The 25,852-nt window shown below is 69.9% G+C and carries 18 protein-coding genes; 10 read left to right on the top strand and 8 right to left on the bottom strand.

From position 1 onward, the window contains the following. Positions 1–9 precede the first annotated feature (9 nt). The 5 genes from Scani_RS39085 to Scani_RS39065 form a co-directional block, all read right to left on the bottom strand. Positions 10–1,248 (bottom strand): XdhC family protein, encoded by a 1,239-nt coding sequence (locus tag Scani_RS39085; protein WP_159482774.1) that lies wholly within the window; start codon positions 1,246–1,248, stop codon positions 10–12. 36 nt (positions 1,249–1,284) lie between these two features. After that, positions 1,285–2,742, bottom strand: coding sequence for an NCS2 family permease (locus tag Scani_RS39080; protein ID WP_159482773.1), 1,458 nt, complete (start codon positions 2,740–2,742; stop codon positions 1,285–1,287). A gap of 244 nt (positions 2,743–2,986) precedes the next feature. Next, a complete protein-coding gene (locus Scani_RS39075) occupies positions 2,987–5,398 on the bottom strand; it encodes a xanthine dehydrogenase family protein molybdopterin-binding subunit (protein WP_159482772.1) in 2,412 nt (803 codons plus the stop codon). 5 nt (positions 5,399–5,403) lie between these two features. Further along, on the bottom strand, positions 5,404–6,018 hold the full coding sequence (locus tag Scani_RS39070; protein ID WP_159482771.1) for a (2Fe-2S)-binding protein: 615 nt from the start codon (positions 6,016–6,018) through the stop codon (positions 5,404–5,406). Continuing rightward, on the bottom strand, positions 6,009–6,896 hold the full coding sequence (locus Scani_RS39065) for an FAD binding domain-containing protein (RefSeq protein ID WP_159482770.1): 888 nt from the start codon (positions 6,894–6,896) through the stop codon (positions 6,009–6,011). Before Scani_RS39065 ends, Scani_RS39070 begins: the two co-directional genes overlap by 10 nt. Before the next feature lie 272 nt (positions 6,897–7,168). Between Scani_RS39065 and Scani_RS39060 the strand changes: the two genes are divergently transcribed. The 3 genes from Scani_RS39060 to Scani_RS39050 all read left to right on the top strand — a co-directional run bounded on the left by Scani_RS39060 (position 7,169) and on the right by Scani_RS39050 (position 11,338). Next, positions 7,169–8,884: a PucR family transcriptional regulator gene (locus Scani_RS39060; protein ID WP_159482769.1), complete on the top strand. Its 1,716-nt coding sequence runs from the start codon at positions 7,169–7,171 to the stop codon at positions 8,882–8,884. A 332-nt stretch (positions 8,885–9,216) separates the two neighbouring features. After that, positions 9,217–10,071, top strand: a complete 855-nt coding sequence (locus Scani_RS39055) for a hypothetical protein (RefSeq protein WP_371872455.1) — start codon at positions 9,217–9,219, stop codon at positions 10,069–10,071. A gap of 391 nt (positions 10,072–10,462) precedes the next feature. Next, positions 10,463–11,338, top strand: a complete 876-nt coding sequence (locus tag Scani_RS39050) for a hypothetical protein (protein ID WP_246296520.1) — start codon at positions 10,463–10,465, stop codon at positions 11,336–11,338. 9 nt (positions 11,339–11,347) lie between these two features. Here Scani_RS39050 and Scani_RS39045 read toward each other — a convergent pair whose 3' ends face one another. After that, positions 11,348–12,076, bottom strand: coding sequence for a GntR family transcriptional regulator (locus Scani_RS39045; RefSeq protein WP_159482768.1), 729 nt, complete (start codon positions 12,074–12,076; stop codon positions 11,348–11,350). A gap of 143 nt (positions 12,077–12,219) precedes the next feature. Here Scani_RS39045 and Scani_RS39040 point away from each other — a divergent pair, with 143 nt between their 5' ends. After that, entirely contained in the window at positions 12,220–13,059 is an 840-nt protein-coding gene (locus Scani_RS39040; protein WP_159482767.1) for a (2Fe-2S)-binding protein, read from the top strand. A 324-nt stretch (positions 13,060–13,383) separates the two neighbouring features. Here the strand turns inward: Scani_RS39040 and Scani_RS39035 are convergent, their stop codons facing one another. Beyond that, positions 13,384–13,938 carry a hypothetical protein gene (locus Scani_RS39035; RefSeq protein WP_159482766.1) on the bottom strand — a complete coding sequence of 185 codons (555 nt, stop codon included), beginning with the start codon at positions 13,936–13,938 and terminating at the stop codon, positions 13,384–13,386. Positions 13,939–15,182: 1,244 nt separating this feature from the next. Between Scani_RS39035 and Scani_RS39030 the strand changes: the two genes are divergently transcribed. The 4 genes from Scani_RS39030 (at position 15,183) to Scani_RS39015 (ending at position 21,138) form a co-directional block, all read left to right on the top strand. Beyond that, entirely contained in the window at positions 15,183–17,615 is a 2,433-nt protein-coding gene (locus tag Scani_RS39030; protein WP_159482765.1) for a glycoside hydrolase domain-containing protein, read from the top strand. A 19-nt stretch (positions 17,616–17,634) separates the two neighbouring features. After that, complete coding sequence (locus Scani_RS39025) at positions 17,635–18,084, top strand: hypothetical protein (protein ID WP_159482764.1); 450 nt, start codon at positions 17,635–17,637, stop codon at positions 18,082–18,084. After that, entirely contained in the window at positions 18,081–18,743 is a 663-nt protein-coding gene (locus Scani_RS39020; protein WP_159482763.1) for a hypothetical protein, read from the top strand. The genes Scani_RS39025 and Scani_RS39020 overlap by 4 nt, the downstream gene beginning before the upstream one ends. 1,303 nt (positions 18,744–20,046) lie before the next feature. Then, positions 20,047–21,138: a DUF2637 domain-containing protein gene (locus Scani_RS39015; protein ID WP_159482762.1), complete on the top strand. Its 1,092-nt coding sequence runs from the start codon at positions 20,047–20,049 to the stop codon at positions 21,136–21,138. Positions 21,139–21,178: 40 nt separating this feature from the next. On the opposite strand, the gene Scani_RS39010 is transcribed toward Scani_RS39015, so the two are convergent. Beyond that, positions 21,179–21,544, bottom strand: coding sequence for an ATP-binding protein (locus tag Scani_RS39010; protein ID WP_371872452.1), 366 nt, complete (start codon positions 21,542–21,544; stop codon positions 21,179–21,181). Between the two features lie 448 nt (positions 21,545–21,992). On the opposite strand from Scani_RS39010, the gene Scani_RS39005 reads away from it, so the two are divergent. Both Scani_RS39005 and Scani_RS39000 read left to right on the top strand, forming a co-directional pair. Further along, positions 21,993–25,145 carry an alpha-mannosidase gene (locus tag Scani_RS39005; protein ID WP_159482761.1) on the top strand — a complete coding sequence of 1,051 codons (3,153 nt, stop codon included), beginning with the start codon at positions 21,993–21,995 and terminating at the stop codon, positions 25,143–25,145. Between the two features lie 171 nt (positions 25,146–25,316). Then, complete coding sequence (locus Scani_RS39000) at positions 25,317–25,808, top strand: hypothetical protein (protein ID WP_159482760.1); 492 nt, start codon at positions 25,317–25,319, stop codon at positions 25,806–25,808. The last annotated feature ends 44 nt before the right edge of the window (positions 25,809–25,852 follow it).

The following is a 25,852-nucleotide window of genomic DNA, read 5'->3' as shown; positions in this document are numbered from 1 at the left end:
CGCCGGTCCTCAGGCCACCGACCCGATCCGCCCCACCGGCCGGCCCGTGTCGTGGTGGATGGGGGTGTGCGCGCCGGTCAGCGGTGTGCCGGTGCCGCCGCGCCGGTTGGCGACGATCTCGGCGGCGATGGACAGCGCGGTCTCCTCGGGGGTGCGGGCGCCGAGGTCGAGGCCGATGGGCGAGCGCATCCGGTTGAGTTCGAGTTCGGTCAGGCCGGTGTCGCGCAGCCGCTGCAGCCGGTCCAGGTGGGTGCGGCGCGAGCCCATCGCGCCGACGTAGGCGACCGGGAGCTTGAGCGCCCGCTCCAGCAGCGGTACGTCGAACTTGGCGTCGTGGGTCAGCACGCACAGCACCGTGCGGGGGTCGAGGTCCTGGGAGTCCAGGTAGCGGTGCGGCCAGTCGACGACGATCTCGTCGGCGTCCGGGAAGCGGGTGCTGGTGGCGAAGACGGAGCGGGCGTCGCAGACCGTGACGTGGTAGTTGAGGAACTTGCCGACCTTGACCAGCGCGGAGGCGAAGTCGATGGCGCCGAAGACGATCATGCGGGGCGCGGGGACGGAGGATTCGACGAGGAGGAGGACGGGCGGGCCGCACTGCGAACCGCTCGGCTGCCCCGCCCCCTCGCCCTTGGCGCCCTCCTCCGGAGCCGGGCCCGACCCGATCTCGATCGTCGTGGTGCGCCCGGCGTCCAGCAGGGCACGGGTCAGGGCGACCGCGGTGCGGTCGAGGGCGGGGTGGCCGCCGAGGGTGCCGGTGTGGCTGCCGTCGGGGCGGACCATCAGCGCACGGCCGAGCAGCTCGGCGGGGCCGTCGATGACCCGGGCGAGGGCCGCCGCCTCTCCCGTGGCGGCGGCGGCCAGGCCGGCGGCGAGCGTGCCGGCGACGCCTTCCGCCGGCTCTCCCGACGCTGTGCCGCCGGCCGGGCGCCGGGTGCCCGCCCGTACCGGCTGGACGAGGATGTCGATGATGCCGCCGCAGGTCAGGCCCACGGCGAAGGCATCCTCGTCGCTGTAGCCGAAGCGCTCCAGGACCGGCTCGCCGGTCTGCAGCGCCTCCTGGCACAGCTCGTACACCGCCCCCTCCACACATCCGCCGGAGACCGACCCGATCGCCGTGCCGTCACTGTCGACGGCCAGGGCGGCGCCGGGATGGCGGGGCGCGCTGCCGTGCGTGGCCACCACGGTGGCCACCGCGAAGTCGCGGCCCTGCTCGACCCACCGGTGCAGCTCTTCGGCGATGTCCAGCATGTCGGTCTCCTTACGGACGGGAGGGAGGGCGGGCGGTTACTTGACGCCCAGCCACTCCTCGATCGGATGGAGTGAGAAGTAGACGACGAAGATCGCGGCGAGCACCCACATGAAGCCGCCGACCTCGCGCCATTTGCCCTGTGCCGCCTTAATGGCAACGTAAGCGATGACGCCCGCGCCGACACCTGCGGTGATGCTGTAGGTGAACGGCATCAGGGCCACGGTCAGGAAGACCGGGATGGACACCGAGCGGTCGCGCCAGTCCACGTGGCCGGCGGCGCTCATCATCATCGAGCCGATGACGACGAGGGCGGCCGAGGCCACCTGGGCCGGTACGAGCTGGGTGAGCGGGGTGAAGAACAGGCAGGCCGCGAAGAACAGGCCGGTGACGACGGACGACAGACCGGTGCGCGCACCCTCGCCGACACCGCTCGCCGACTCGATGAACACGGTCTGGCCGGACGCGCCGGTCACACCGCCGATCGCACCGCCCGCGCCGTCCACGAACAGCGCCTTGGACAGGCCCGGCATCCGGCCCTTGTCGTCGGCCAGCCCGGCCTCCGTGCCGACACCGATGATGGTGGCCATCGCGTCGAAGAAACCGGCCAGCACCAGGGTGAAGACGATCATGCCGACGCTGAGCGCGCCGATGGAGCCCCAGCCGCCGAACTCGACATGGCCGAAGAGGCCGAAGTCGGGCATCGCGACCGCGCTGCCGCTCAGCTCCGGGGGCGTACCGCCCCAGTCCTTGGCGGTGAGGCCGCCGATCCGGGTCGCGGCGATGGCCAGCACGCTGCCGGCCACGATGCCGATGAGGATCGCACCGGGCACCTTGCGGGCCTGCAGCATGAAGATCAGCAGCAGGGTGACGCAGAAGAACAGCACCGGCCAGCCGGACAGCTGCCCGGTCAGGCCGAGGGTGACGGGGCCGCCCTCGCCCTTGCCGACGAAACCGGCCTTCACCAGGCCGAGCAGGGCGACGAACATGCCGATGCCCATGGTGATGGCGTGCTTGAGCGCCAGCGGGATGGCGTTCATGATCATCTCTCGGAGGCCGGTCACCACCAGGAGACAGATGACCACGCCGTAGACCACACACATGCCCATGGCCTGCGGCCAGGTCATGTTCGGGACGACCTGGGCGGTCAGGGCGGCGGAGACGTTCAGACCGGCCGCCAGGGCCAGCGGTACCTTGCCGATGAAGCCCATCAGCAGCGTGGAGACGGCCGCGGCCAGCGCGGTCGCGGTGACCACGCCCGCATGCGCGAGGGTGTTCTTCTCCACGTCCGGGGTCGACAGGATCAGCGGGTTGAGCAGGAGGATGTAGCACATCGCCATGAAGGTGGTGATGCCGCCGCGCACCTCTCGCGCAAGCGTCGATCCTCTGTCGGAGATGTGGAAGTACCGGTCGAGCCAGGACCGGCCGGCGGGCTGGCGCGAGCCGTCGCCCGCGTCTTCCGCCGTGGTCCTCGGCTCTGTGGACTGCTGGGTCATGGTGCCTTACTCCCAAGGTTCACAGGGGCACTCGCACCGGGTGCGAGATTTGGGATGAAACATCGGCTGCACGACCCGGGGGACGGCCCGAGGCGAACGATGGGGTGCTGGCTCCGCCGGGGCGGAGCAGCGACTGCGTGGTACGGGAACGGACTCCGGGCGGTGCGCGGAGGAGGACGGACAGGGACCGCCCCTGACACGCACCGCCCGGAGGCCGGTGTCCGGGGTCGCCCCCGGACGGCTTCTATGTGCCGGTGAGGTGTTCGGGCCGTACCGGCGTCTTGTTGAGCTCCAGCCCGGTCGCGTTCCGGATCGCCGCGAGGACGGCCGGGGTGGACGACAGGGTGGGGGCCTCGCCGACGCCGCGCAGCCCGTACGGGGCGTGCTCGTCGGCGAGTTCGAGCACATCGACCGGGATCGTCGGGGTGTCGAGAATCGTGGGGATGAGGTAGTCCGTGAAGGAGGGGTTGCGCACCTTCGCGGTCTTGGGGTCGACGATGATCTCCTCCATGACCGCCACGCCCAGCCCCTGGGTGGTCCCTCCCTGGATCTGGCCGACCACGGACAGCGGGTTGAGCGCCTTGCCGACGTCCTGGGCGCAGGCCAGCTCGATGACCTTGACCAGGCCGAGTCCGGTGTCCACCTCGACGACCGCGCGGTGGGCCGCGAAGGAGTACTGGACGTGGCCGTTGCCCTGGCCGGTGTGCAGGTCGAAGGGCTCGGTGGGGCGGTGGCGCCACTCCAGCTCCAGGTCGACCGCCTCGTCCTCCAGCACGTCCGCCAGGTTGGCCAGCACCTCGCCGCCGTCGGTGACGACCTTGCCGCCCTCCAGCAGGAGTTCGGCGGTCGCCCAGGCCGGGTGGTAGGTGCCGAACTTGCGCCGGCCGATGTCGAGGACCTGCTCGCGGACGTGCTCACAGGTGTTCTTGACCGCGCCGCCGGTGACATAGGTCTGGCGGGAGGCGGACGTCGAGCCGGCCGAGCCGACCCGGGTGTCGGCCGGCTGGATGGTGACCTGCTGGACGCCCAGCTCCGTACGGGCGATCTGGGCGTGGACGGTGACACCGCCCTGGCCGACCTCCGCCATCGCGGTGTGGACGGTGGCGACCGGCACCCCGCCGACGACCTCCATCCGCACCCGGGCGGTGGAGTAGTCGTCGAAGCCCTCGGAGAAGCCGACGTTCTTGATGCCGACGGCGTAGCCGATGCCGCGGACCACGTCCTCGCCGTGGGTGGTGTTGGACAGCCCGCCGGGCAGCGCACGGACGTCGGCGCCCGTTCCGGCCGCCAGCCACTGCTGCTCGGGCGGCAGCGGCATCGCCTTGACGCGCCGGAGGAGTTCGGCGACCGGGGCCGGCGAGTCGACCGGCTGGCCGGTGGGCATGAGCGTGCCCTGTTCCATGGCGTTGAGCTGCCGGAACGCGACCGGGTCCATGCCCAGCTTCTTGGCGACCTTGTCCATCTGCGCCTCGTAGGCGAAGCACGCCTGGACGGCGCCGAAGCCGCGCATCGCCCCGCAGGGCGGGTTGTTGGAGTACAGCGCGAGGGCCTCGATGTCGACGTCGTCGACCACGTACGGGCCGACGGCGAGCGAGGAGGCGTTGCCGACGACGGCCGGGGAGGCGGACGCGTAGGCGCCGCCGTCCAGCACGATGCGGCACTTGAGGTGGGTGAGCTTGCCGTCCTTGGTGGCGCCGTGCTCGTACCAGAGCTTCGCCGGGTGCCGGTGGACGTGTCCGAAGAAGGACTCGAACCGGTTGTAGACGATCTTGACGGGCTTGCCGGTGCGCAGCGCCAGGAGGCAGGCGTGGATCTGCATCGACAGGTCCTCGCGGCCGCCGAACGCGCCGCCGACGCCGGAGAGCGTCATCCGCACCTTCTCCGGCGGCAGGCCGAGGACCGGGGCGATCTGGCGCAGGTCGGAGTGCAGCCACTGGGTGGCGACGTAGAGGTCGACGCCGCCGTCCTCGCCGGGCACCGCGAGGCCGGACTCCGGGCCGAGGAAGGCCTGGTCCTGCATGCCGAAGACGTACTCGCCGGAGACGATGACGTCGGCCTTCTTGGCCGCCTCGTCGGCGTTGCCGCGGATGATCGGCTGGCGGTGGACGATGTTCGGGTGCGGGACATGGCCCACGTGGTGGTCGTCGCGGTTCTCGTGGATCAGCGGGGCGCCCTCGGCGGTGGCGGAGGCCTCGTCGGTGACGACCGGCAGCTCGGCGTAGTCGATCTTGATCTTGGCGGCGGCGCGGCGTGCGGTCTCCGGGTGGTCGGCGGCGACCAGCGCCACCGGCTCCCCGTGGTGGCGCACCTTGCCGTGCGCGAGAACCGGCGTGTCCTGGATCTCCAGGCCGTAGTTCTTCACGTCGGTGGGCAGGTCGTCGTAGGTCAGGACGGCGTAGACGCCGGAGGTCGCCAGCGCCTCGGACGTGTCGATCGACCTGATCTCGGCATGCGCGACGGTGGAGCGCAGGGTGAAGCCCCACAGCATGTCCTCGTGCCACATGTCCGAGGAGTAGGCGAACTCTCCGGTCACCTTGAGGGTGCCGTCGGGCCGCAGCGTGGACTCCCCGATGCCGGCCTTGGTCCGGCCGCCCTGCGTGAGGTTCGTGGGGGTACGGCCCGGAGCGGTGGCGACGCGTGTCTCCTTGTCAGCCATGGCGATCAGGCCCCCTGTCCGGCGGTCCGGTCCTCGCCGCGGGCGGCCGCCAGCCGGACCGCGTCGAGGATCTTCTCGTAGCCCGTGCAGCGGCACAGGTTGCCCGACAACGCCTCACGGATGTCGGCGTCCGACGGGGAGTCGTTGCGCTCCAGCAGCTCGTCGGCGGCGACCAGCAGGCCCGGGGTGCAGAAACCGCACTGGACCGCGCCGGCGTCGATGAACGCCTGCTGGATCGGCGAGAGCGTCTCCCGCGGGAGGTCGGCGGCCTCGTCGCTCTGCGCATCGGCCGGCCGGGCCTGCCACCGCTGGGCCTCGTCGATGCTCGTACCGCAGGCGCCGGAGGCACAGCCGCCGCCCTCGGCGCGCTGCCTGGCGAAGTCCGCCAGGCCCTCGACGGTCACCACGTCGCGGCCCTCGACCTGCCCTGCCGCGACCAGACAGGAACAGACCGGCACACCGTCCAGACGGACCGTGCAGGAGCCGCATTCGCCCTGCTCACAGGCGTTCTTGGAGCCCGGCAGCCCCATCCGCTCACGGAGGACGTACAGCAGGCTCTCGCCTTCCCAGACGTCGTCGGCCTCCTGCCGGCGGCCGTTGACGGTGAATGTCACGCGCACTGTGCGCTCCTCTCGTTGCCCCGGTAGGACTCCCAGGTCCAGCCGAGGGTGCGGCGCGCCATGATGCCGACCGCGTGCCGGCGGTACTTGGCGCTGCCGCGCACATCGTCGATCGGGTTGCAGGCGCCGGAGGCGAGCTGCGCGAACTGCTTGGCGACGGACGGCGGGAGGGCGCCCGCCGACTCCCAGAAGCCGCCCTCCTCCAGCGCCGCGGCGAGGAAGTCCTCGGCCTCGCGGGCCCGTACGGGCGTGGGCGCGGCGGAGCCGATGCCGGTGCGCACCGTGCGGGTCTCGGGGTGCAGCGCGATGCCGAAGGCACAGACCGCGATCACCATGGCGTTGCGGGTGCCGACCTTGGAGAACTGCTGCGGGCCGTCCGCCTTGGGCAGGTGCACCGACCGGATCAGCTCGTCGGGCTCCATGGCATTGCGCTTGACGCCCACGTAGAAGTCGTCGATCGGGATCATCCGGCGGCCGCGCACGGATTCCACCTCGACCTCACAGCCGGCGGCGAGCAGCGCGGGGTGCGCGTCGCCGGCCGGGGAGGCGGTGCCGAGGTTGCCGCCGACGCCGCCGCGGTTGCGGATCTGCGGGGAGGCCACCGTGTGCGAGGCCAGGGCCAGGCCCGGGAGTTCGGCCCGCAGGTTCTCCATGATCTGGGTGTACGGGACGGAGGCGCCCAGGCGCACGGTCTTCTCGCCGACCTCCCACTCGCTCAGTTCACCGATGCGGTTCAGGTCGAGCAGGTACTCGGGACGGCGGTGGTCGAAGTTGATCTCGACCATCACGTCCGTGCCGCCCGCGATAGGCACAGCTGTAGGGTGCTCGGCCTTGGCGGCGAGCGCCTCCTCCCAGCTGGCGGGGCGAAGGAAGTCCATGGTTGGCCTCTTCTACGAATTCTACGAAATCGGGTCGTTCGCTACTCATGGTGAGGACGCTGCACTGGCATCGCCACGGCGCCGTTCATGTCGTGTTCATCCGGATGGCCTCAGTGAACGCGCCCGGCACCCACCGGGTGCAGTCACCGAAACCATGAAGCGGTTGGCTGGCCAGGCCACCCGTCTTGTAGATTCGAACGAAAGACGAGGCTCCAGAACCTCGCGGCATTCCACCGGCAACAACCAGACAGCAAAGAACGGCGGGCGAGGTCATGCGGCTCCGCGCACTCCTGGACACTCACACCCTGGGCCTTCGCCTGCTCGGGGGCGAGGAAGAGCTGGACCGCACGGTCCGCGGCGTGATGACCACCGACCTGCGCGACCCCAGCCGCTACCTCTCCGGTGGCGAACTGGTGCTGACGGGGCTGGCGTGGCGCCGTGAACCGGAGGACTCCGAGCGGTTCGTCCGCATCCTGGCCACCGCCGGGGTCGCCGGGCTCGCGGCGGGCGAGGCGGAGCTGGGCTCGGTCCCCGACGACCTCGTCCAGGCCTGTCTCCGGCACCGGCTGCCGCTGTTCTCCGTCGTCGAGGACGTCTCGTTCGCCTCCATCACCGAGCATGTCGTCCGCCAGGTCTCCAGCGAACGGGCCGGCGATCTGGCGGCCGTGGTGGACCGCCACCGCCGGCTGATGACGTCGGGGCCCACGGGCGGCGGTCCGGAAGTGGTCCTGGACCTGCTCGGCTCCGACCTGGACCTGCGGGCCTGGGTGCTCTCCCCCACCGGCCGGCAGATCGCGGGCTCGACGCTGGCGGACTCCGGCCCCGAGCTCTCCGGCGAACTGGCCGCCCGGCTCGCGGGCGAGCATCTGGCGGCGGCCCGTACGGGCCGGCGGGGACCGCACCGCGTCACGATCGAGGGGGGCGGCGCGCAGCGCCCCGATGAGGGGCGGGGGCCGGGCGACGGGTCGGGCGGCTCCACCTTCTCCCTCTTCCCGATCCGCCACGAGGGCCGTGATCTGCGCCGGACGCTGCTGAGCGACTGGCTGCTGGCCGTCGAGGCGGACGCCGGCGACTGGCCCGACGAGCGGCTCGACCTGCTGCACGGGGTCACCCAGCTGATCGTCGTGGAACGCGACCGGCGCGATGCGGCCCGTACGGTCCGCCGCCGGCTCGCCCAGGAGGTGCTGGAGCTCGTCCAGACCGGTGCGCCGCCCGCCGAGATCGCGGCCCGGCTGCGGGTGGCGGCCCCGGTGCTGCTGCCCGGACTGGGCGCCGCGCCGCACTGGCAGATCGTGGTGGCCAGGGTCGAGTGGGAGGACGGCGACGTCCCCGGTGGCCCGGTGGCGCAGAGCCTGCTGGAGGAGATGCTGGTCGACCCCGGCACCTTCGGTCCGGAGCCCTCCGACCGCATCGCCGTGGCGCACACCGGCGACGAGGCGGTGGCGCTGGTGCCGCTGCCCGTCCCGGACGAGCCCGATGAGGCCTCGACGACCGGTCTGCACGCCGACGAGCTGCTCTCCGTCGTCCGCGAGCCGCTGGGCCGCGGGCTGGCGGACGACGGGCGGCTGACGGTCGGGGTGAGCGCCGCGGTCCACTCGGCGGAGGGGCTGCGCGGCGCCCTGGAGGAGGCCCGGCACGCCCGCCGGGTCGCCGCGGCCCGCCCGGGCCGGGTCTGCGCCGCCGGACACGAGGAGCTGGCCTCGCACGTCCTGCTGCTGCCCTTCGTGCCCGACGACGTCCGCCGGGCCTTCACCGCCCGCCTCCTGGACCCGCTGCGCGACTACGACCGCAAGCACCGCGCGGAGCTGATCCCCACCCTGGAGGCGTTCTTGGACTGCGACGGCTCCTGGACCCGCTGCGCCAGCCGCCTCCACCTGCACGTCAACACCCTCCGCTACCGGGTCGGCCGCATCGAGCAGCTCACCGGCCGCGATCTGGCCCGCCTGGAGGACAAGCTCGACTTCTTCCTGGCACTGCGGATGAGCTGACGGCGGCGGACGCCACCCGCGCCCCGCGGTCTTCCGCACCCCGTGGTCCCCCGGGCCCCGCCGGTTCGATCCGGCGGGGCCCGACTACTCCATTCGGGGTAACTCGATCGGGCGGCCTCGCGCTCAACATCCTTGAGCCGCAAGGCGGTCGCACAGTGCGGCGATGCGCCCGATCAGGGCCCTGCCGGGCGTCCTGAACCCCCTCCCGGGGATTGTGAATTCATTCACCCACCCCCTTGGCCGCACCACGGAATTCGTGCTGAGATGCGCCCACTGCTTCCAACTTCCAGCTCAATGGCGCGCTCGGGGAGGGCAATGTGGCGGATACCGCCATGTCGGATGCCGCGGATTCCGCGGATCCGGTCAGTTCTGCGGTTCCGGTGTCGATCGCGGTACCAGCACCCGCATCCGCACCGGAGACAGGATCAGTCGGCACGGTCGAGGGGGACGATCCCCTCGACCGTGCCGTTTGGCGGCTGCGCTCGCGCGGCTGCTGGGACGACGCGGCCGCCCTGCTGGAACCGCACTCCGTCCATCACGCACCGTCCGCACTGCGCCGCGCCGCGCTGCTGGTCGAGCGGTGCATGTTCACGGCCGCCGGCTGGGCCGAGGCGGAGGATGCGCTGCGGGCCGCCGAGGCGCTGGCGGCCGACGACGACGAGCGGGGCGGCGCGGCCTGCGAGCGCGGCCATCTCGCGTACGCCGCCACGGTCCTGGGTGTCCGCGACCGGGCCGACGAGGCGCGCTCGGCGCTCGGCCGGGCGGCCGCGCTGCTGGCGCCCACCGCGGCCGGCCGCCCGCTGCTCGACTTCCGCCGCGGGCTGATGGCCGAGCACGTCGCCGACAGCCCGGACGCGGCACGGGCCGCCTACCGCCGCGCCCACGCCGGCGCCACCGCACACGGCGACACCCTGCTGCTCTCCTTCACCTGGCGCCATCTGGCCGGGCTGGCGCTGCGCGACGGCGAACTGGCGGAGGCCCGGCACGGCTTCGCCGAGTCGCTGCGGATCCGCGAGGAGCTGGGCTTCCTGGTCGGCACGGCACCGGCCCTGGTGGCGCTGGCCGACGCCGCCCCGGACACCGACGCGGACCGGCTGCGGGCCGAGGCGGCCCGGCTCTTCCGCCTCATGGGCGGCGTTCCCACCTGGCTCGCCGACCACCTGTCCACCGGCGTCACGGCGACCTAGGACGTGTCCGCAGACATCACGGGCGGCTGCCAATCCACCACCTTCCGTGGCGGGTTGGCTGCCGCTCGTCCGCTACCGCCCGTACCCGCTCAACCGCTCGCCGTCAACCCCCCAACATCAGCCATGCCGGCTTCTTCGACGATTGGCCGGATCCGGACGGTCCGCGCCGTGGATCGGCCGGGGCGCGATGGTTGCCGCCCGGGCCGGCCGTCGACGCGCCGGACGAACCCTGAGGTGGGACTATGGGCCGACGGCCCGGGGAAGGGTGTCTCACGACGCCCCACAGGCCCCGAGAATGGCCGCAAGTCGCACTGTGAGGCGGCAGCGGGGTATGGATGCTGGTCCGGGACCAGCTGGCCCCACCCACTGGCACAGCCTTTCAGGAGGCCACATGACAGCAGGAGTGACCAACACGACCGCTGCAACCGACTGGGGCAAGGCAGATTTCGAGGCGATTTACAACTGCCCGGATCCCCGTAGGTACTTCACCACCCTCCACCCCCTGGAGTACCAGATTCCGCACCACGGCCAAGCGGTGTTCCGCGCCGTGGCCGAGACCCTGCAACGGCACCGCAGCGACCGCCCACCGCTGAACGTCGTCGACCTCTGCTGCTCGTACGGGGTCAACGCCGCCCTGCTCAACCACCAGCTGTCCCTCGACGATCTCTACGGCCGCTACACGGCGAACGGCCGGGCACAGCCGTCCACCGGCCAACTCATCGACGAGGACCGCAAGTTCTACGCCACTCGGCGGCGTGCCGAACCGTTGCGGGTGACCGGCATCGACGCGGCGGACCGCGCGGTCGGCTATGCGCGGGCGGTCGGGCTGCTCGACCACGGCTTCGCGGAGAACCTGGAACTCGAAGAGCCGAGCCCGGAACTGCGCAAGGTGCTGGCCGGCACCGATCTGATCACCGTCACCGGCGGCGTCGGCTACATCTCCGCGCGCACCTTCGGCCGCCTCTTCGACTGCGTCTCCTCGCCGCCCTGGGTCGCCGCGTTCGTCCTGCGCGAGGTGTCCTACCGGCCGATCTCCGCCCTGCTGGCCCGGGCCGGGCTGGTGACGGAGAGACTCACCACCCGTACGTTCCGCCAGCGGCAGTTCGCCGACGGCAACGAGCGGCAGGCGGCGTTCGAGGCCCTGACCGCCCGCGGGCTGTCCACCGCGGACAAGGAAGCCGACGGCTTCTACCACGCCGATCTCTATCTCTCCCGGCCCGCCGCCGATGTCGCGGCGCTGCCACTGGAGGAGCTGCTGCCCGGCTGAGCCGCCGGCTCAGTGCGGGTGGCGGGCCACCGACACATGCTCGCGGGCGATCCGCTCGGCCACCGCGTACTCCTGGGCGACCAGGGCGTCGAGCAGTGCCGTGTGCTCGGAGGCGTCGGCCAGCAGCTCGGCCGTGCGCCTCCGGGGGCCGTCGGCCGGCGGCCACTGGGCGCGGCGGAGCAGATCGCCGGTGACCTCGGTGAGCCGGCGGTTGCCGGTGAGCGACATCAGGGCGTCATGGAAGGAGTAATCGGCCTCGGCGTAGCCGACCCGGTCCCCGCGGGCGGCGGCCGCGACGCCCGCCTCGGCGAGCGGGCGCAGCGCCTCGAAGCGCTCGGGCGGCAGCGCCCGGGCCAGCCGGACCACCGCGGGCACCTCCAGCATCGCCCGGACCTCGGCCAGCTCGGCGAGGTCACGGGAGCTGCGCTCGGCGACCCGGAAGCCGCGGTTGGGCACGACCTCGACGGCACCTTCGCCCGCGAGCTGCTGCATGGCCTCGCGGACCGGGGTCGCGGAGACGCCGTAGCGCTCGGCGAGCCCCGGGGCGGAGTAGACCTCGCCCGGGGTCAGCTCCCCGCCGACCAGCGCATGGCGCAGCGCGGCCAGCACCTGGCCGCGCACGGAGTGCCGCCGGGGCACGGCGGAACCGGCCTGCCCGGGCACCCAGGCCCGGGCGTGCGGGTCCTGTTCCGCTGTGCCCTGTTCCCTCACGGTTCCTCCTGACGTCTCCAGCACCATAGGCGGCGCGCGCCCCAGTTCAAATCCGGAAAGCCGGTCGGGAGGCCGTACGGGCCGCCAGGACTGGCACTCAGCGGGCCCGGGTAAGTCTTTGGATAAGGTAAGGCTTACCTGCTGACGATCGCGATTCGGTGGTCTCCCGCATGACTCGTGCCCCCGCCGCTCCGCCTGCCGTCCACCCCCTCGCCGAGGCCTACGCCCGGCTCTACGCGGCCTTCCCCGGCCTGCGGGTCACCCTGTGGGACACCGCCCCGCCCAGCGGCGACGGCTGGGTCTGCGCGGCCGGGCTCGCGGCCGGCGGCGAGAGCCTGGAAGCCTTCCTCTCCTGGGACGACGCCCAGATCGTGCGGGATTACGGACAGCGCGCCCGGCCGGACGTCGTCGCGAGCTTCGCGCTGCACCGCTACGCCTGGCCCGCCTGCCTGCTGATCACCATCCCCTGGTTCCTGCACCGCCGGGTCCCGCGGCTGCCCGTGCAGGACGTCTCCTTCCAGCGCGAGCTGGGCCGGATGGCGGTGCGGATCAGCGCCTTCAGCTGCCTGCCGGACGATCCGGCAGCCGAGCTGCCCGGCGCCCGGGTGGTACCGGACGAAGAGGCGCTGCGGACGGAGGTGCGGGCGGCGGTGGCCCAGCACCTCGAGCCCGTGCTCCACGGTTTCCGTACCCGGATGCGGCGCGGACCGCGGGCCTTGTGGGGCATGGCGGCCGACGAGATCGTCGAGGGCCTCTGGTACGTCGGGCACCTGCTGGGCGAGGAACAGCGCGCGGTGGCCGCACTGGAGCGGCTGCTGCCGGGCGCCACCGCTCCGTACATGGGAAGCGCGGGCTTCCGCGAGCTGACCGGACCGCGCGGCGAGCCACTGGCGACCCGGGACCGCGCCAGCTGCTGCATGTTCTACACACTGCGCCCCGAGGACACCTGCCTCACCTGCCCCCGCACCCCCGACGAAGCCCGCATCAAACGCCTCACCGCCACCGCCTGACTCCTCGGCGGTCAGCAAAGCGTCAGCATCAGTCGGCACACCGGGCCCGAGGCGACCTGTCGACCGGCGTCTGCGGAGCGTTTCCGTTGGCCACGATGTTCCGGGGTGGGCACCGACGCTGGCCCGTGACGCCTGCCCGGTGGCGCACGTCCGCAGCCTGTCCTGCGCCTCCCTGCCCTCACTCTGATGCGCCGGGCCGGAGGCTTGGTGTGAGTGCCCTTCCGACCGTATGGCGCTCTGCAGCGGGGCTCCCTTCCGAGGTACAGCTGTGCGCTCCCGTGAACACCATTGCGCTGTACTGCGGTCACAGCGCATCAACTGAGGTCAGTCGCAAACCGTGGCCGACATGACACGGTCGATCAGAACCTTGCCGTTCGCGTCCCACATCAGCGCGCTGACCATGGAGCACTGGACATACCTCCCGATGTCGTTTTCGTACTTCACGGGGCCCGCGTACCGGCTGAAGGTACCTTCATCGACCTTGCAGGCTGCACCGGTCTTGTTGGGGCACAGCTTGAGCTTCATGTGCTTCGCACCGCTGGTGTTGTTGTCGAACACCACGCAGGCACCAGACGACCCCGTGGTGAACTTCGTGTAGGTAAACAGGGTTCCGTACCGTCTCGAGTCCGGAAGCCGCTCGGCGTATTCGAGCTTGTAGCCGCTGCCACAGAGGGTTGCGGTCGCTGTGACGGCATCCGAGTCCGCTTCGGCGATCGCACGAGTCCGGGCGTCTTTGACGCCATTCTCGGACAGCACGACACTGGTGCCGGCGATGCGCCGGTCGCTGGACGGGGAGTCCTGGGCCGTTGCTTGAGGAGCTGCGAGAAGCGTGAGAGCGAGCGCCGCTACCGCGGCAGCGGTGCGTAAGACGTTACGCATGAGAAAGCCACTCCTTCTTCGAGAGAAGACCTTGCCCAAGGAATGCAATCCAGGGTTGCCGGGCACTGCAAAGTTGCACCTGGAAGATGTGCGATGAGCCCGACCGTCCGAGCCGTATGGCGTCGAAGAGGTCCTTGTGGGAGCAATTCCGCGCGCTCCGTGATCAGCTACATCCAACGCTTCGACCGGAAGAGAGTCGGCGCCACTCTGGTGCGGCCTCGACGCGATCCCGGCAACACCAAACAGGGACGCGAGTCATCGCACTCAGGCACAGTAACCCACAGGCATCGGCAGTGGACAGAGGAACCACAGGCTCCATATCTAAAACATGATCCCTGATGAGTAAGTCCATCCATTTCTTGACTCAATTGCTGCGTCATGGCCGAGACATGCAGGCATGCACGCAGTGAGAGCGACGACAATCCAGCCAGTTTGACTGGATCTCACAAACGGAGAGCGCAGTTCAATGGCAAGCCGCTGCGAACAGTTGACTGGCCCGGGACACATGGGATGAGATGCGTCCACTGCTCAGCCGGCAACGGCGCCAGCGTCCACGGCCTTGCACTGCGCCTTGAGGGGAGACCTTCCGGCGAGTGGCCGGCGCCGACGGAACGGCTGTTGCCTTCACAGCCGAATGACTGGGGGAGTCATGTCATACACATTCAGTAGGAGCTCGGGCTTCATGCCGTCATCCACTGTTCAACGCGGGTTGCGCTAATCGGGTCCGCCATACCAACGTGGATCGGCATCCTGCGTGTTGGCGTATGTGGCTCAGACGAGAACACCTAGAGGCACCCGCGTGGCAGGTGCGCCTACCCAGACCAGAAACCGCTTCGTCTGGCCGATGTGCGAGTCCCGCCCTGCATTGAGGTTGGCCCACCAAGCCCGCTTCGAGTGACGCCAGGTTTGCTGTTGTGTACCGTCTCGCTCAGAACTCACGCCTTCTATTTTTGAGTAATTCCGCTTCCCTGATGGGCAATTCCATGGCACCGGGGCATGGTCGCGGCCTCACTCGGCGCACCCACCGTCGGGTGGTCATGCTCATCCGCGGCTGGTCCCCGTGCTCCCACCACCGGCGCCGCGCCGGCGCTCGCTCTGGCCACCAGCTTGGTCGCCGGCCTCTGCCCAGCCTGGCGAGAGCCGCATCCAGCCTGTCGAAGCGCTTCGTCGCTGACGTCAATACCGCCCATCGCCCTACCGGGCTGTGGGGCTAGTCCCCGAGTATCCACGCGAGAGGAACGGCCATGGCAGACGAGCAAGTTCTCAGAGCTCAGAAGTGGGTCAACTCCCACTATGGCAGTGCTGCGGGCTACGTACGCTGCCCCGAGGATGGCCGGACCGGCTGGGGGACCATGACTTCCCTTGTCATGGCGCTCCAGCACGAACTTGGCATCAGCCCGGTTACAGGCTCATTCGGTCCCACCACGTATTCGAAGTTCGCCGCCCTCGGCGACATCGGCTTCGAGTGGGACAAGAACCGCAACCTTGTCTCCGTCCTTGAGTACGGCCTGTGGTGCAAGGGGTACTGGGCCGTAGAGCCCGGGAGCGAAGGCTGGTTCACCGGCGTCACCCGTGATGCCGTCAAAAAGCTTCGCGAGAACATGGGCATCGGCGGCGAAGGCGTCATCAACGCCCCGATCGCCAAAGCTGTCCTCAACATGGACGCCTACGTCGTCGTGGCCGGCGGCACCGACGGGATCCGCTCGATTCAGCAGTGGCTCAACGGCCGCTACTGGACCCGTGACGCCTACAACATCGGCCCCTGCGACGGCGTCTACTCCCGAGATGTCCAGAAGTCACTGATGATCGCCCTCCAGTACGAGTTGGGCATCTCCGCTCCGACCGGCAACTTCGGCCCCGGCACCCAGGAAGGTTTGAAGTCCCACACTCTTGCCCCGGGCGATTCCGGGGTCTTCGTCCAACTCTTTTCTGCCGCATGCGTCTTCAACTCTCCGACCTACGATCCGGAGGGCGACCCGGTCCTCACGACTTGGCGGCCCAAATACGACTCCGGTGGTTCAAGCCTCGCCGAATGGGTCAAGATCTTCCAGAAGTTCAACAGGTTGACTGATAGCGGCAAAGGCGACTATGCGACATGGGCCCAGCTCTTGGTCTCCATGGGAGACCCAGAACGCCCCGCAAACGGATCGGACACACGATACGAGATCACTCGTTCTCGCGCCAAATGGATGCACGACAACGGCTATCAGTTCGTCGGGCGCTACATATATGACCCGCCCGGCTCAACTCTTGACAAAGAAATCAAGCCAGGCGAGCTGGAAACCATCTTCAGCAACGGCCTCAAGGTCTTCCCGATCTACCAGGACAACGCCCGAAAGCTCGGAGATTTCACATACAGCTCCGGTTACCAGCACGGACTGAACGCACACAAACACGCCTCCGAATACGGATTCAACCGGGGCACCACCATCTACTTCGCTGTCGATTACGACGCGACGGGAGAAGAGATCCGGAGCGCCATTGTTCCATATTTCCATGGCGTGCAGGCCGCCCTCGCCAGCCAGGGCAAGAAATACACGCACGGGGTGTACGGATCCCGTAACGTTTGCAGCACCGTCAGCAACGAGACGTTCGCCCGCTTCTCCTTCGTATCCGGCATGTCCTGGGGATTCTCCGGAAATCTCGGCTTCCCCATCCCCAAAAACTGGGCTTTCAACCAGATCAAGGAATTCAAGGTCACCAACGGCTCCGATACGTTCGACCTGGACCGCGATGTGGTGTCCGGGATCGACCCCGGTGTCTCCTCAGTGAACGACACAGGCGGACCGGCGGACGGCTTCATCAACTACGTCCAGCAGCTGTACGATCTGGCCGGCTCATACGGGGCCAGCGGCACTAAGCGCGACCAGCTCGTCATGGAGTACATCCGCCACCTCGAGTACGGCAACAAGAGTCCCGTCAACAAGCTCGGCTGGTGGTACCTCATCGGCTCGTACGACACCGGGTTCGTCGAGTACTGCAATTCCAAGGGCATGAGCATCAGGAAGTCCTTCACCGACCCCTTCACCGGCTATCAACTCGGTTCCGAGCACATGATGGCCACGGCGAACGCACACCTCCTCAGGGATCAGCCGGACAGCAAGAAGGCCGCCAATGGCGGCGATGTCGGGGGCTGGGCCGGCGACCTGATGACGTTCTGGGCCGAGTGGCGCAACTCCGAAGAGCGTTATGCCAATCCGTGGCAGTTCGCCCACGACAAGCTCGCAGTCCCCGGTGTCGCATCGTCCTTCGGCTTCAACGACCTCATAGAGGACGCCGACGGGTACCACCTCGCCCGAGCCGTGCGCGGCAACAAGAACATCGTCGAAGCCTTGAAGGACCACTACAACAGCGGCGGCGGCCTGCGACGCTTCAACAACTACTTCACCCAGAGGTGGGGCAACGCCACAGACTGCAAGACCTCCGCCCACAACGCCCTGACGTCACTGGACAAAACCCTCTCGGCCGCGCAGATCTACCTCATCACCTGGTCCGGAGCAGTCCAGCCGGCGGCCTACCAAAACCTCCCCGGCGGAGAAGAAAAGCTCAGCGGTTTCGAACAGGGATTTGTCGACGCGCTGCTGGCCCGCATGGGTACGGAGAGGCGCAACCTAACCCAGTACCGCGCAAACCATGAAAAATACCTCAAGGCAGCCCGCGCCCGCTCCGCTCGATGACAACGGATAGAACAACGGCATGAAAGAAGCCTCGGCCCTTATCGTCACAGTGATCCTTGCCGCGTGGCTGGTGTGGAACCTGTGGAACCTCGTCCGTATGGCCATCGGGGTGGGAAACGGATCGTGGCGGCGCGCGATGTGGTGGACGCGCTTGTGCTCCGTCTCGCTCTTCGTCGGCCTCGCATCGTGGGCCCGGGGAGTGTTCGGTGGGGGTCTCGACGTCCACGAAGCTTGCCTGTTCGTCCATCATGAGCGCTACGACGAGACGTACCGGGAATCTCATTCCGAGGAGTTCCGGAAGATCTTCCCGCTGCACAACAAGTGCAATGCGCATTACGACCTGGTGCCCACATGGGTCAATCCGACCATCGTGACCTGCACCGTCATTTCATTGGCCGCGATCGCCGTCCTTCTATGGTTCGGCACCACACACCTCACCCGCTTGCCCAGAAAGGGGCACCAGTCATGAACCAGTCCGGTCTGTCAAGGCGCCGGTTCATAGGCGCCGGTTCCGGCGTTGCTGCTGCGACGCTGGTCAACCTCGGTGGAGCCAACTTCGCTTCAGCCGATACCCGCGCATGGAAAGGTCCGGTATCCAAGAACAGATGGCCTGTCCTGGACGAGGCGACCAGCTTCACCATCGAAGGCAGCGGCCAGAAGGTCCCACTCGCCGAGGGGGACGCCGCCACGGTTCTCCTCAACGTGGCCCGCCGGTTCCACTACGAGATCGACTCCCTGCGCGCCGGCGACGTTCACGGCTGGACAAGCGACCGTGAGGTGACTGAGGCGTACGAGTCGAACTACCTGTCCGGCAGCGCGATAGCGATCCGTCCCGTGGGGTACCCGGTCGGTGCGAAAGGAAATTTATATCCGAACGAACTCGTCATCATCCGGGACATCCTCGCTGAACTCGACGGTGTCGTCGCGTGGGGCGGTGACTTCAAGAGACCGAAGGAGTCCCATTTCGAGATCGCGCTCCAGCCCGGCCACCCCCGTTTGAAGGGTGTGGCTCGCAAGATCCGCGAGTGGAACAGCAGCCCTGGCAACGGTGGCGCGGGGACGATCGACGCCTTCGACCCGAAGCGTCGAAGTGCTGCGCACGCGTTCTTTCAAAGGCACGTCTCATAAGAGTTCGCATCGCGTCCGCCTGAGAACCCCTGGACGGGCGGCTTGAAGCGTCGAACCGTCAATCGCTGGTCCCGTCGTGCGCCGGCGAGCGCGACATGCAGTCATCATCAACAACCGGAGGATTACGGGACTGATGGCCGCCGCAACTGCCGAACTCAAGGCCACCGCAGGGTCGTTGTGGCATGGGCGGCACCAGGCCCAGGCGACAGAATGCTCGGGACTGCTACGAGCAGGATGTGCGAGCCCGCTGCCGGGGCGCGGTGACTCGCTACTCGGACTCTGGGTGCATCTGGACCCACTGGCCGGCGATGCGCCTCATCTCCACCCCGTAGTACGGCTGGGGACCGACACTTGGGTGGGAACGGTTGGACTTAGACTTGCGGCGGGTTCCGGACCGGCCCTTCGCGGCAATGTCCGCTTTCTGCGCATCGCGCTCCCGCAACACAGCAATTCTTCGCAGGAGTTCTTCACGGCTCATCGGCTTCTGCTTCTTGGCCCGGACAGGTGGAGCAGTAAAAACGGGCGACTTACTGCGAGTAGGTGGGCGACAGGAGCGGTGCGCCGGCTGCCTGCCGTCGATGGTGACGAGCTTCTTGTGACTCACCGGCTGACCGCACACGACACAGCGCTTGAGGCTGGCAACGTCAGACATGATCCCCCGATCTCGATGCCCTGTTGAGGCAGAACCATAGTGGGATGCCTGCGATTTCGGGCGTGAACGGGGCAACGATCAGGCGGTGCTCGTGGCCGGCTGACCCTCTCCACGCTCCTGGGGATTTCAGGTCTCGTTGCGGTCCGGCGGCGCGAGCGGGTTGTTGCGGTTGTCGGCGTCTCCACAGCATTTGTCCTGGGTGCGATACGTGTTGTTCACACGTCAAGTCGCCGAAGGAATGTGGGACCTGCCTGTCGTCACGAGCGAGCCTGGCGAACCCCATCGCCAAGACCACGATGCGCGAGCTCTACGAGGAGACCGGCGAGTCCGAGAGCCGCGTCAGCACGCACAGGTCCGCCGAGTCGAAACCGACGCCATCCCCGGCGAGTTCACATAGCCACTCTCGACGAGTCCACCCCGGGCACGTCACGCAGACGCGAATCGATGCTCGGCCTCACACCCCGGCCCCCACGCCACCCGTCAGCGTGATCTCATTCGAACTCAACTGCCGCTTTGGGAAAGACAGTTCGATGTCGAGGTGGTTTCCTCGCACCCCTTGGCGTGCTCTTGCCCCGAAACCCTCTGGGCGAGGGCTGGATTCCGCCAGGATGTCGCGCGAAATCGTGTAGCCGACGCAAAGGGACCCCAGTAATGAGAATGACCGACATATCGCTGGATTGGCTGGTTCCCGGCGCCCTGCTGCTCGTCGGTGTGCCGGTGGCCGTGGCGGTGGTGGTACGGGGCAGGCGTGCGGCGGCCCGGTCCGCCGGTGAGGACTCCTGGGAGCGCAGTGAGGAGCGCCGTCGTCGTAAGGAGACCGTCTTCGCGTCGGCCTCCTATCTGCTGCTGTTCTGCTGTGCGGCGGTCGCCGCCGCGCTGTCCTTCCACGGTCTGGTCGGCTTCGGCGTGCAGAACCTCAACCTCTCCGGGGGCTGGGAGTACCTGGTGCCGTTCGGGCTCGATGGCGCGGCGATGTTCTGTTCCGTGCTCGCCGTGCGGGAGGCCAGTCACGGTGACGCGGCGCTGGGCTCCCGGATGCTGGTGTGGACGTTCGCGGGCGCGGCGGCGTGGTTCAACTGGGTGCATGCGCCGCGCGGCCTGGACCACGCGGGCGCACCGCAGTTCTTCGCCGGGATGTCGCTGTCGGCGGCGGTCCTCTTCGACCGGGCGCTCAAGCAGACCCGCCGGGCGGCGCTGCGCGAACAGGGTCTGGTGCCCCGTCCGCTGCCGCAGATCCGGATCGTCCGCTGGCTGCGCGCTCCCCGCGAGACCTTCGCGGCCTGGTCGCTGATGCTGCTGGAGGGCGTACGGACGCTGGACGAGGCGGTGGAGGAGGTGCGCGAGGACCGGCGCGAGAAGGAACAGCTCCGTCTTCGCCGGCGCGAGCAGGGCAAGCTCGACCGGGCGCGTCTCAAGGCCATCAACCGGCAGCACCGCAGCTGGGGCCTGGGGCGTGGTGGCGGGCGACAGCTGGCGGTGACGACGGCGGCGGCGGCGCCCGCGGAGGTGGCCGGCCCGGACCCCGCCATAGCCGGCGACGCCGAGCCGCCGCGCACCGGGGACCTGCCGGTACGCGCCCGTCCCGCGCTCAAGGCCGTATCCGGCGCCGAGGCCGACGGCGTCGATACCGCGGCCGAGGCCGGGCGGACCGTTGATCTCACCGCGGAGGACGACACCCAGACGATCCCCCGTCTGGACTCCCTGGAGGAGAAACTCGCCGAGATCGAACGGCAATTCGGCTGACCCGCGGCGGACCGCGCCAACCGGCACCCTCGCCCATGGGTCAGGCCGGTCCGCCGCCCAGTTCGAACCACACGCTCTTGCCGAGGCTTTCGGTGCGTATCCCCCATGCGTCGGCTAAGGAGCGCACCAGCATCAACCCCCTGCCGGAGGTTCCGTCGGTCGTCGGTGTGCGCGGCTCGGGGCGGCCGGGGACGAAGTCCCTGACCTCCACCCGCAGCCGGTCGCCGACCCTGGCCGTGACGACGGCTCCGCCCTCCGCATGCACCAGCGCGTTGGTGACCAGTTCGCTGGTGAGCAGCGTCGCGACCTCGGCGAGCTCGCCGTCCCCCGGCGTCGCCCAGCGGCTGAGAAGCTGGCGCAGTTCCCTGCGCACCTCGCCGACCGCCTTCAGATCCGCATGCCGCACCTTCCGCTCCAGCACACCCGGCGCTCGCGCGGTGATCCCCCCGTTCCGGCTCCCCTCAGCCGTTTCCTGCCTTCTGTCCCGTTCCTCGCGCCGCACAGGCTGACGCATTTTCTCCCCCGCCCCCAACGAACTTCGGCGCTCTGCCTCGAACAGCCTCACGGTCAGCATGCCCATCGGTTCTGCCGCCATGCTTCCGCCCGCCGGGTCGCCGGTGCACGGCTCGTGCGCCGCGTGCGCCGGGTGCGCCGGGTGGGCCCTGGGGGTGTCTCCCCGCTCAGGCCACGCTCCGCTGATCCGGTCCGATCGGGGAGAGGCCCGCTGAGTGGGTATGTCTGACCCGAGCCTGTCGTGGAAGCCCTGCCGGGACGGCCGGGGCACTCCCCCGGCGACCGCCGGGGCCCCGCCCGCGCCCCGGCGGTGTCGGGGAGTACGAGCGTGAGGAGCCGCTGTGCACGACGACCGACTGCTGGTGGAGGGGCGCCTGGAGCGGGCGCTGGGGCAGTTCATCCGGCCCGCGCAGTACGCGGCGCGGGTGCCGCTGCGGCTCGCCGTCTGGCACGCCGCGGGCGAACCCGTACCTGTGGGCGAGGCGCTGCGGGCCCCGTACGAGCCCTTCGCGGTCGGCGATCCCTGGGGGCCGCCGTGGTCCACGAGCTGGTTCCGGCTGGCCGGCGAGGTGCCGCGGGAGTGGGCGGGGCGGCGGGTGGAGGCCGTCGTCGACCCCGGGTTCAGCGGTGACGGGCCCGGGTTCCAGGCCGAGGGGCTGGTGTACGACGCCGAGGGCGTACCGCTCAAGGGCATCCATCCGCGCAACCGGCACGTCCCCGTCGGCACACCGGCCGTCGGTGGCGAGGAGGTGCGGCTGCTGCTGGAGGCCGCCGCGAATCCGGCGGTGCTGCGGGATTTCCGCCCGACCGACCTCGGTGACGTACGCACCGCTCCCGCCCGCCCGCTCTACCGCTTCGCCTCGGCGGATCTCGCGGTGCTCGACGAGAGCGTCTGGCAGTTGGTCCTGGACATCGAGGTGCTGTCGGAGCTGATGCACGAGCTGCCCGCCAACGGTTCGCGCCGGCACGGGATCCTGCGGGCCCTGGAGGACATGCTGGACGCGCTCGATCTGCACGAGGTCGGCGCCACCGCGGCCGCGGGGCGGGCCGCGCTGGCGGACGTACTGGGCCGGCCGGCCACGGCGAGCGCCCATCGCGTCTCGGCCACCGGGCATGCCCATATCGACTCCGCCTGGCTGTGGCCGCTGCGCGAGACCGTGCGCAAGGCGTCCCGCACCTTCGCCAATGTCACCCAGCTGGCCGAGGAGTACCCGGAGCTGGTGTTCGCCTGCTCGCAGGCGCAGCAGTACGCCTGGGTCAAGGAGCACCAGCCGCATCTCTGGGAGCGCATCAAGGAGGCCGTACGCAAGGGCAATTGGGCGCCGGTCGGCTCGATGTGGGTGGAGTCCGACGCCAATATGCCCGGCGGTGAGGCGCTGGCCCGGCAGCTGGCGTGTGGCAAGAGGTTCTTCCTGGAGGAGCTCGGGGTGGAGACCGAGGAGGTCTGGCTGCCGGACTCGTTCGGCTACACCGCCGCCTTCCCGCAGCTGGCGAGGCTGGCCGGTGCGAAGTGGTTCCTCACCCAGAAGCTGTCGTGGAACCAGACGGACAAGATGCCGCACCACACCTTCTGGTGGGAGGGCATCGACGGCACCCGCGTCTTCACCCACTTCCCGCCGGTCGACACCTACAACTCGCGGCTGGCCGCCGCCGAACTCGCCCACGCCGAACGCAACTTCGCCGACAAGGGCCGCGCCACCCGCTCCCTGGTGCCCTTCGGCTGGGGCGACGGCGGGGGCGGCCCGACCCGCGAGATGCTGGAGCGGGCCCGCCGGCTGCGCTCCCTGGAGGGCTCGCCGCGCGTCACGGTCGAGCCGCCGGCCCGGTTCTTCGAGGCCGCCCACGCGGAGTACGGGGCGGCGGCGCCGGTCTGGTCGGGGGAGCTCTACCTCCAGTTCCACCGCGGCACGTACACCTCGCAGGCGAAGACCAAGCAGGGCAACCGGCGCAGCGAACACCTGCTGCGCGAGGCGGAGTTGTGGGCCGCGACGGCGGCGGTACGGACGGGCGGCGGTTACGCCTACCCGTACGACGCCCTCGACCGCCTCTGGAAGACCGTGCTGCTGCACCAGTTCCACGACATCCTGCCGGGGTCGTCCATCGCCTGGGTCCATCGCGAGGCCCGTGACACCTACGCGGCGGTCGCGGGCGAGCTGACCGGGATCATCGAGGCGGCGCTCGGGGCACTGGAGAGCGGGGCGGCGGCGAAGGCCGGGGTGCCGACGGTGTTCAACGCCTCGCCCTACGACCGGGACGAGGTCGTCGCGCTGCCGGCGGCGCCGTCGGGGACGGGCGAGGCCACCGAGGTCGCGGTGCATGTCCCCGCGCTGGGCTCGGCGGCCGTCCGCCCGGCCGCGGAGGACTCCACCACCCCGCCGCCCCCGGCCGTACGGGCGGACACCTCCACCGACACCGGCACCGGCACCGGCTCCGGGCACACGATCACGCTCGACAACGGGCTGCTGCGGGTGGTCGTCGACGCCGACGGCCTGCTGGCGTCGGTGCGTGATCTGCACGCCGGGCGGGAGGTGCTGGCGCCGGGCGCCCGCGGCAATCTGCTGCAACTGCACCCCGACCACCCCAACCAGTACGACGCCTGGGACCTCGACCGGCACTACCGCAACCGGCACACCGATCTGACCCACGCCGAGTCCGTCGAGCTGGCCGCGGCCGGCCCGCTGTCCGCGACCGTACGGGTGACCAGGGCGTTCGGCGCGTCCCGCATCGTGCAGGAACTGACCCTGCGGGCGGGCTCGCACCGCCTGGACATCCGCACCGACATCGACTGGCACGAGTCGGAGAAGGTCCTCAAGGCCGCCTTCCCGTTGGACGTGCACGCCGAACGGTCCACCTCCGAGGTGCAGTTCGGTCATGTCCACCGGCCCACCCATGCCAACACCAGCTGGGACGCGGCCCGTTTCGAGATCTGTGCCCACCGCTGGCTGCGGGTCGCCGAGCCCGGCTACGGCATCGCCCTGCTCAACGACTCCACCTACGGCCATGACGTCACCCGCACCCCGCACCCCGAGGGCCTGGGCACGACGGTCCGGCTGACCCTGCTGCGCGCACCGCACAGTCCCGACCCCGAGACCGACCAGGGCAGCCACCGCTTCACCTATGCGCTGCGGCCGGGCGCCGGCGTCGGCGAGGCGGTCGCCGAGGGGCTGGCGCTCAATCTGCCCCTGCGGACCGCCGGCGCACCGCCCGTCCCCCCGCTGATCCGCGTCGACCACCCGGCCCTGACCGTCGAATCGGTGAAGCTCGCCGAGGACCGCAGCGGCGATGTGGTGGTGCGGCTGTACGAGTCGCGCGGCGGCCGTGCGAGCGGCACGCTCTCGCCCGGTTTCCCGGTCCGACGGGTGACCGTGACCGACCTGTTGGAGCGCCCGCTGCACGAGGAGGAGGGCGGGCCGACCTCGGACGTGGCGGTGGAGCTGCGTCCGTTCCAGATCCTGACGCTCCGGCTCCGGCCGCAGCACCCGCCCGGGGCCTGAACCCGGGAACCGGGCGGGCAGCGAGGCTCCTGGGCGGGCGGCTCGGCGCAGGGCGCGCACGGGACCGGTGCCGGCCCCAACGGCACCTCCACACTGACCGATTCTCGTCACTTCCGGCGGCGCAGCATGCTGGAATGCACCCCACGCGCTTGTCTCATACGGGGGTTGCACGTGGTGTACGTACGCGATCTGGTACGCGAGGTGGTGGCGGAGCACGCGGCACACGAGTTGCCGCTCGTCGACAGCCTGCGCAGGCGCGACGACGACGAGGTCGTCCGCACGCTCAGCAGGCGGGGGCAGCGGCGGGAACCGCTGGGCTTCGGCTATGCCGAGGTGGCCGCGCTGGTCACCCCCGTGGTCTGGCTGGTCCTCGACCAGGCGGCCCGGCGTGCGGTCGACACGGCCACGGAGAGCATGCTGACGCGGGGCCGGTCGGGAGTGCGCAGACTGCTGCGCCGCGCTCCGGCACCACCGGAGCGTGAGCTGATCGCGCTGGACCCCGCCGAGCTGGCGCTCGTCAGGACGCACATCCTGGAGCGGGCGGCCGAGCGGGGCATCGAGCGCCGGGAGGCCGAGGCCCTGGCGGACGGCGTCGTGGCGAAGCTCGCGACGGCGGCCGAAACCGGCCAGGAGCGGCCCCCCACCCCCGACGCCGCCTCGTGAGGCGCTTCGCCGGGTTCCGGAGCGCGACCGGGACGGGTCCCCGC

It is taken from the genome of Streptomyces caniferus (assembly GCF_009811555.1).
Classification (GTDB): domain Bacteria; phylum Actinomycetota; class Actinomycetes; order Streptomycetales; family Streptomycetaceae; genus Streptomyces; species Streptomyces caniferus.
Note: the sequence above shows the minus strand (reverse complement) of the source record. Positions and strands in the feature narration are given on the sequence as shown.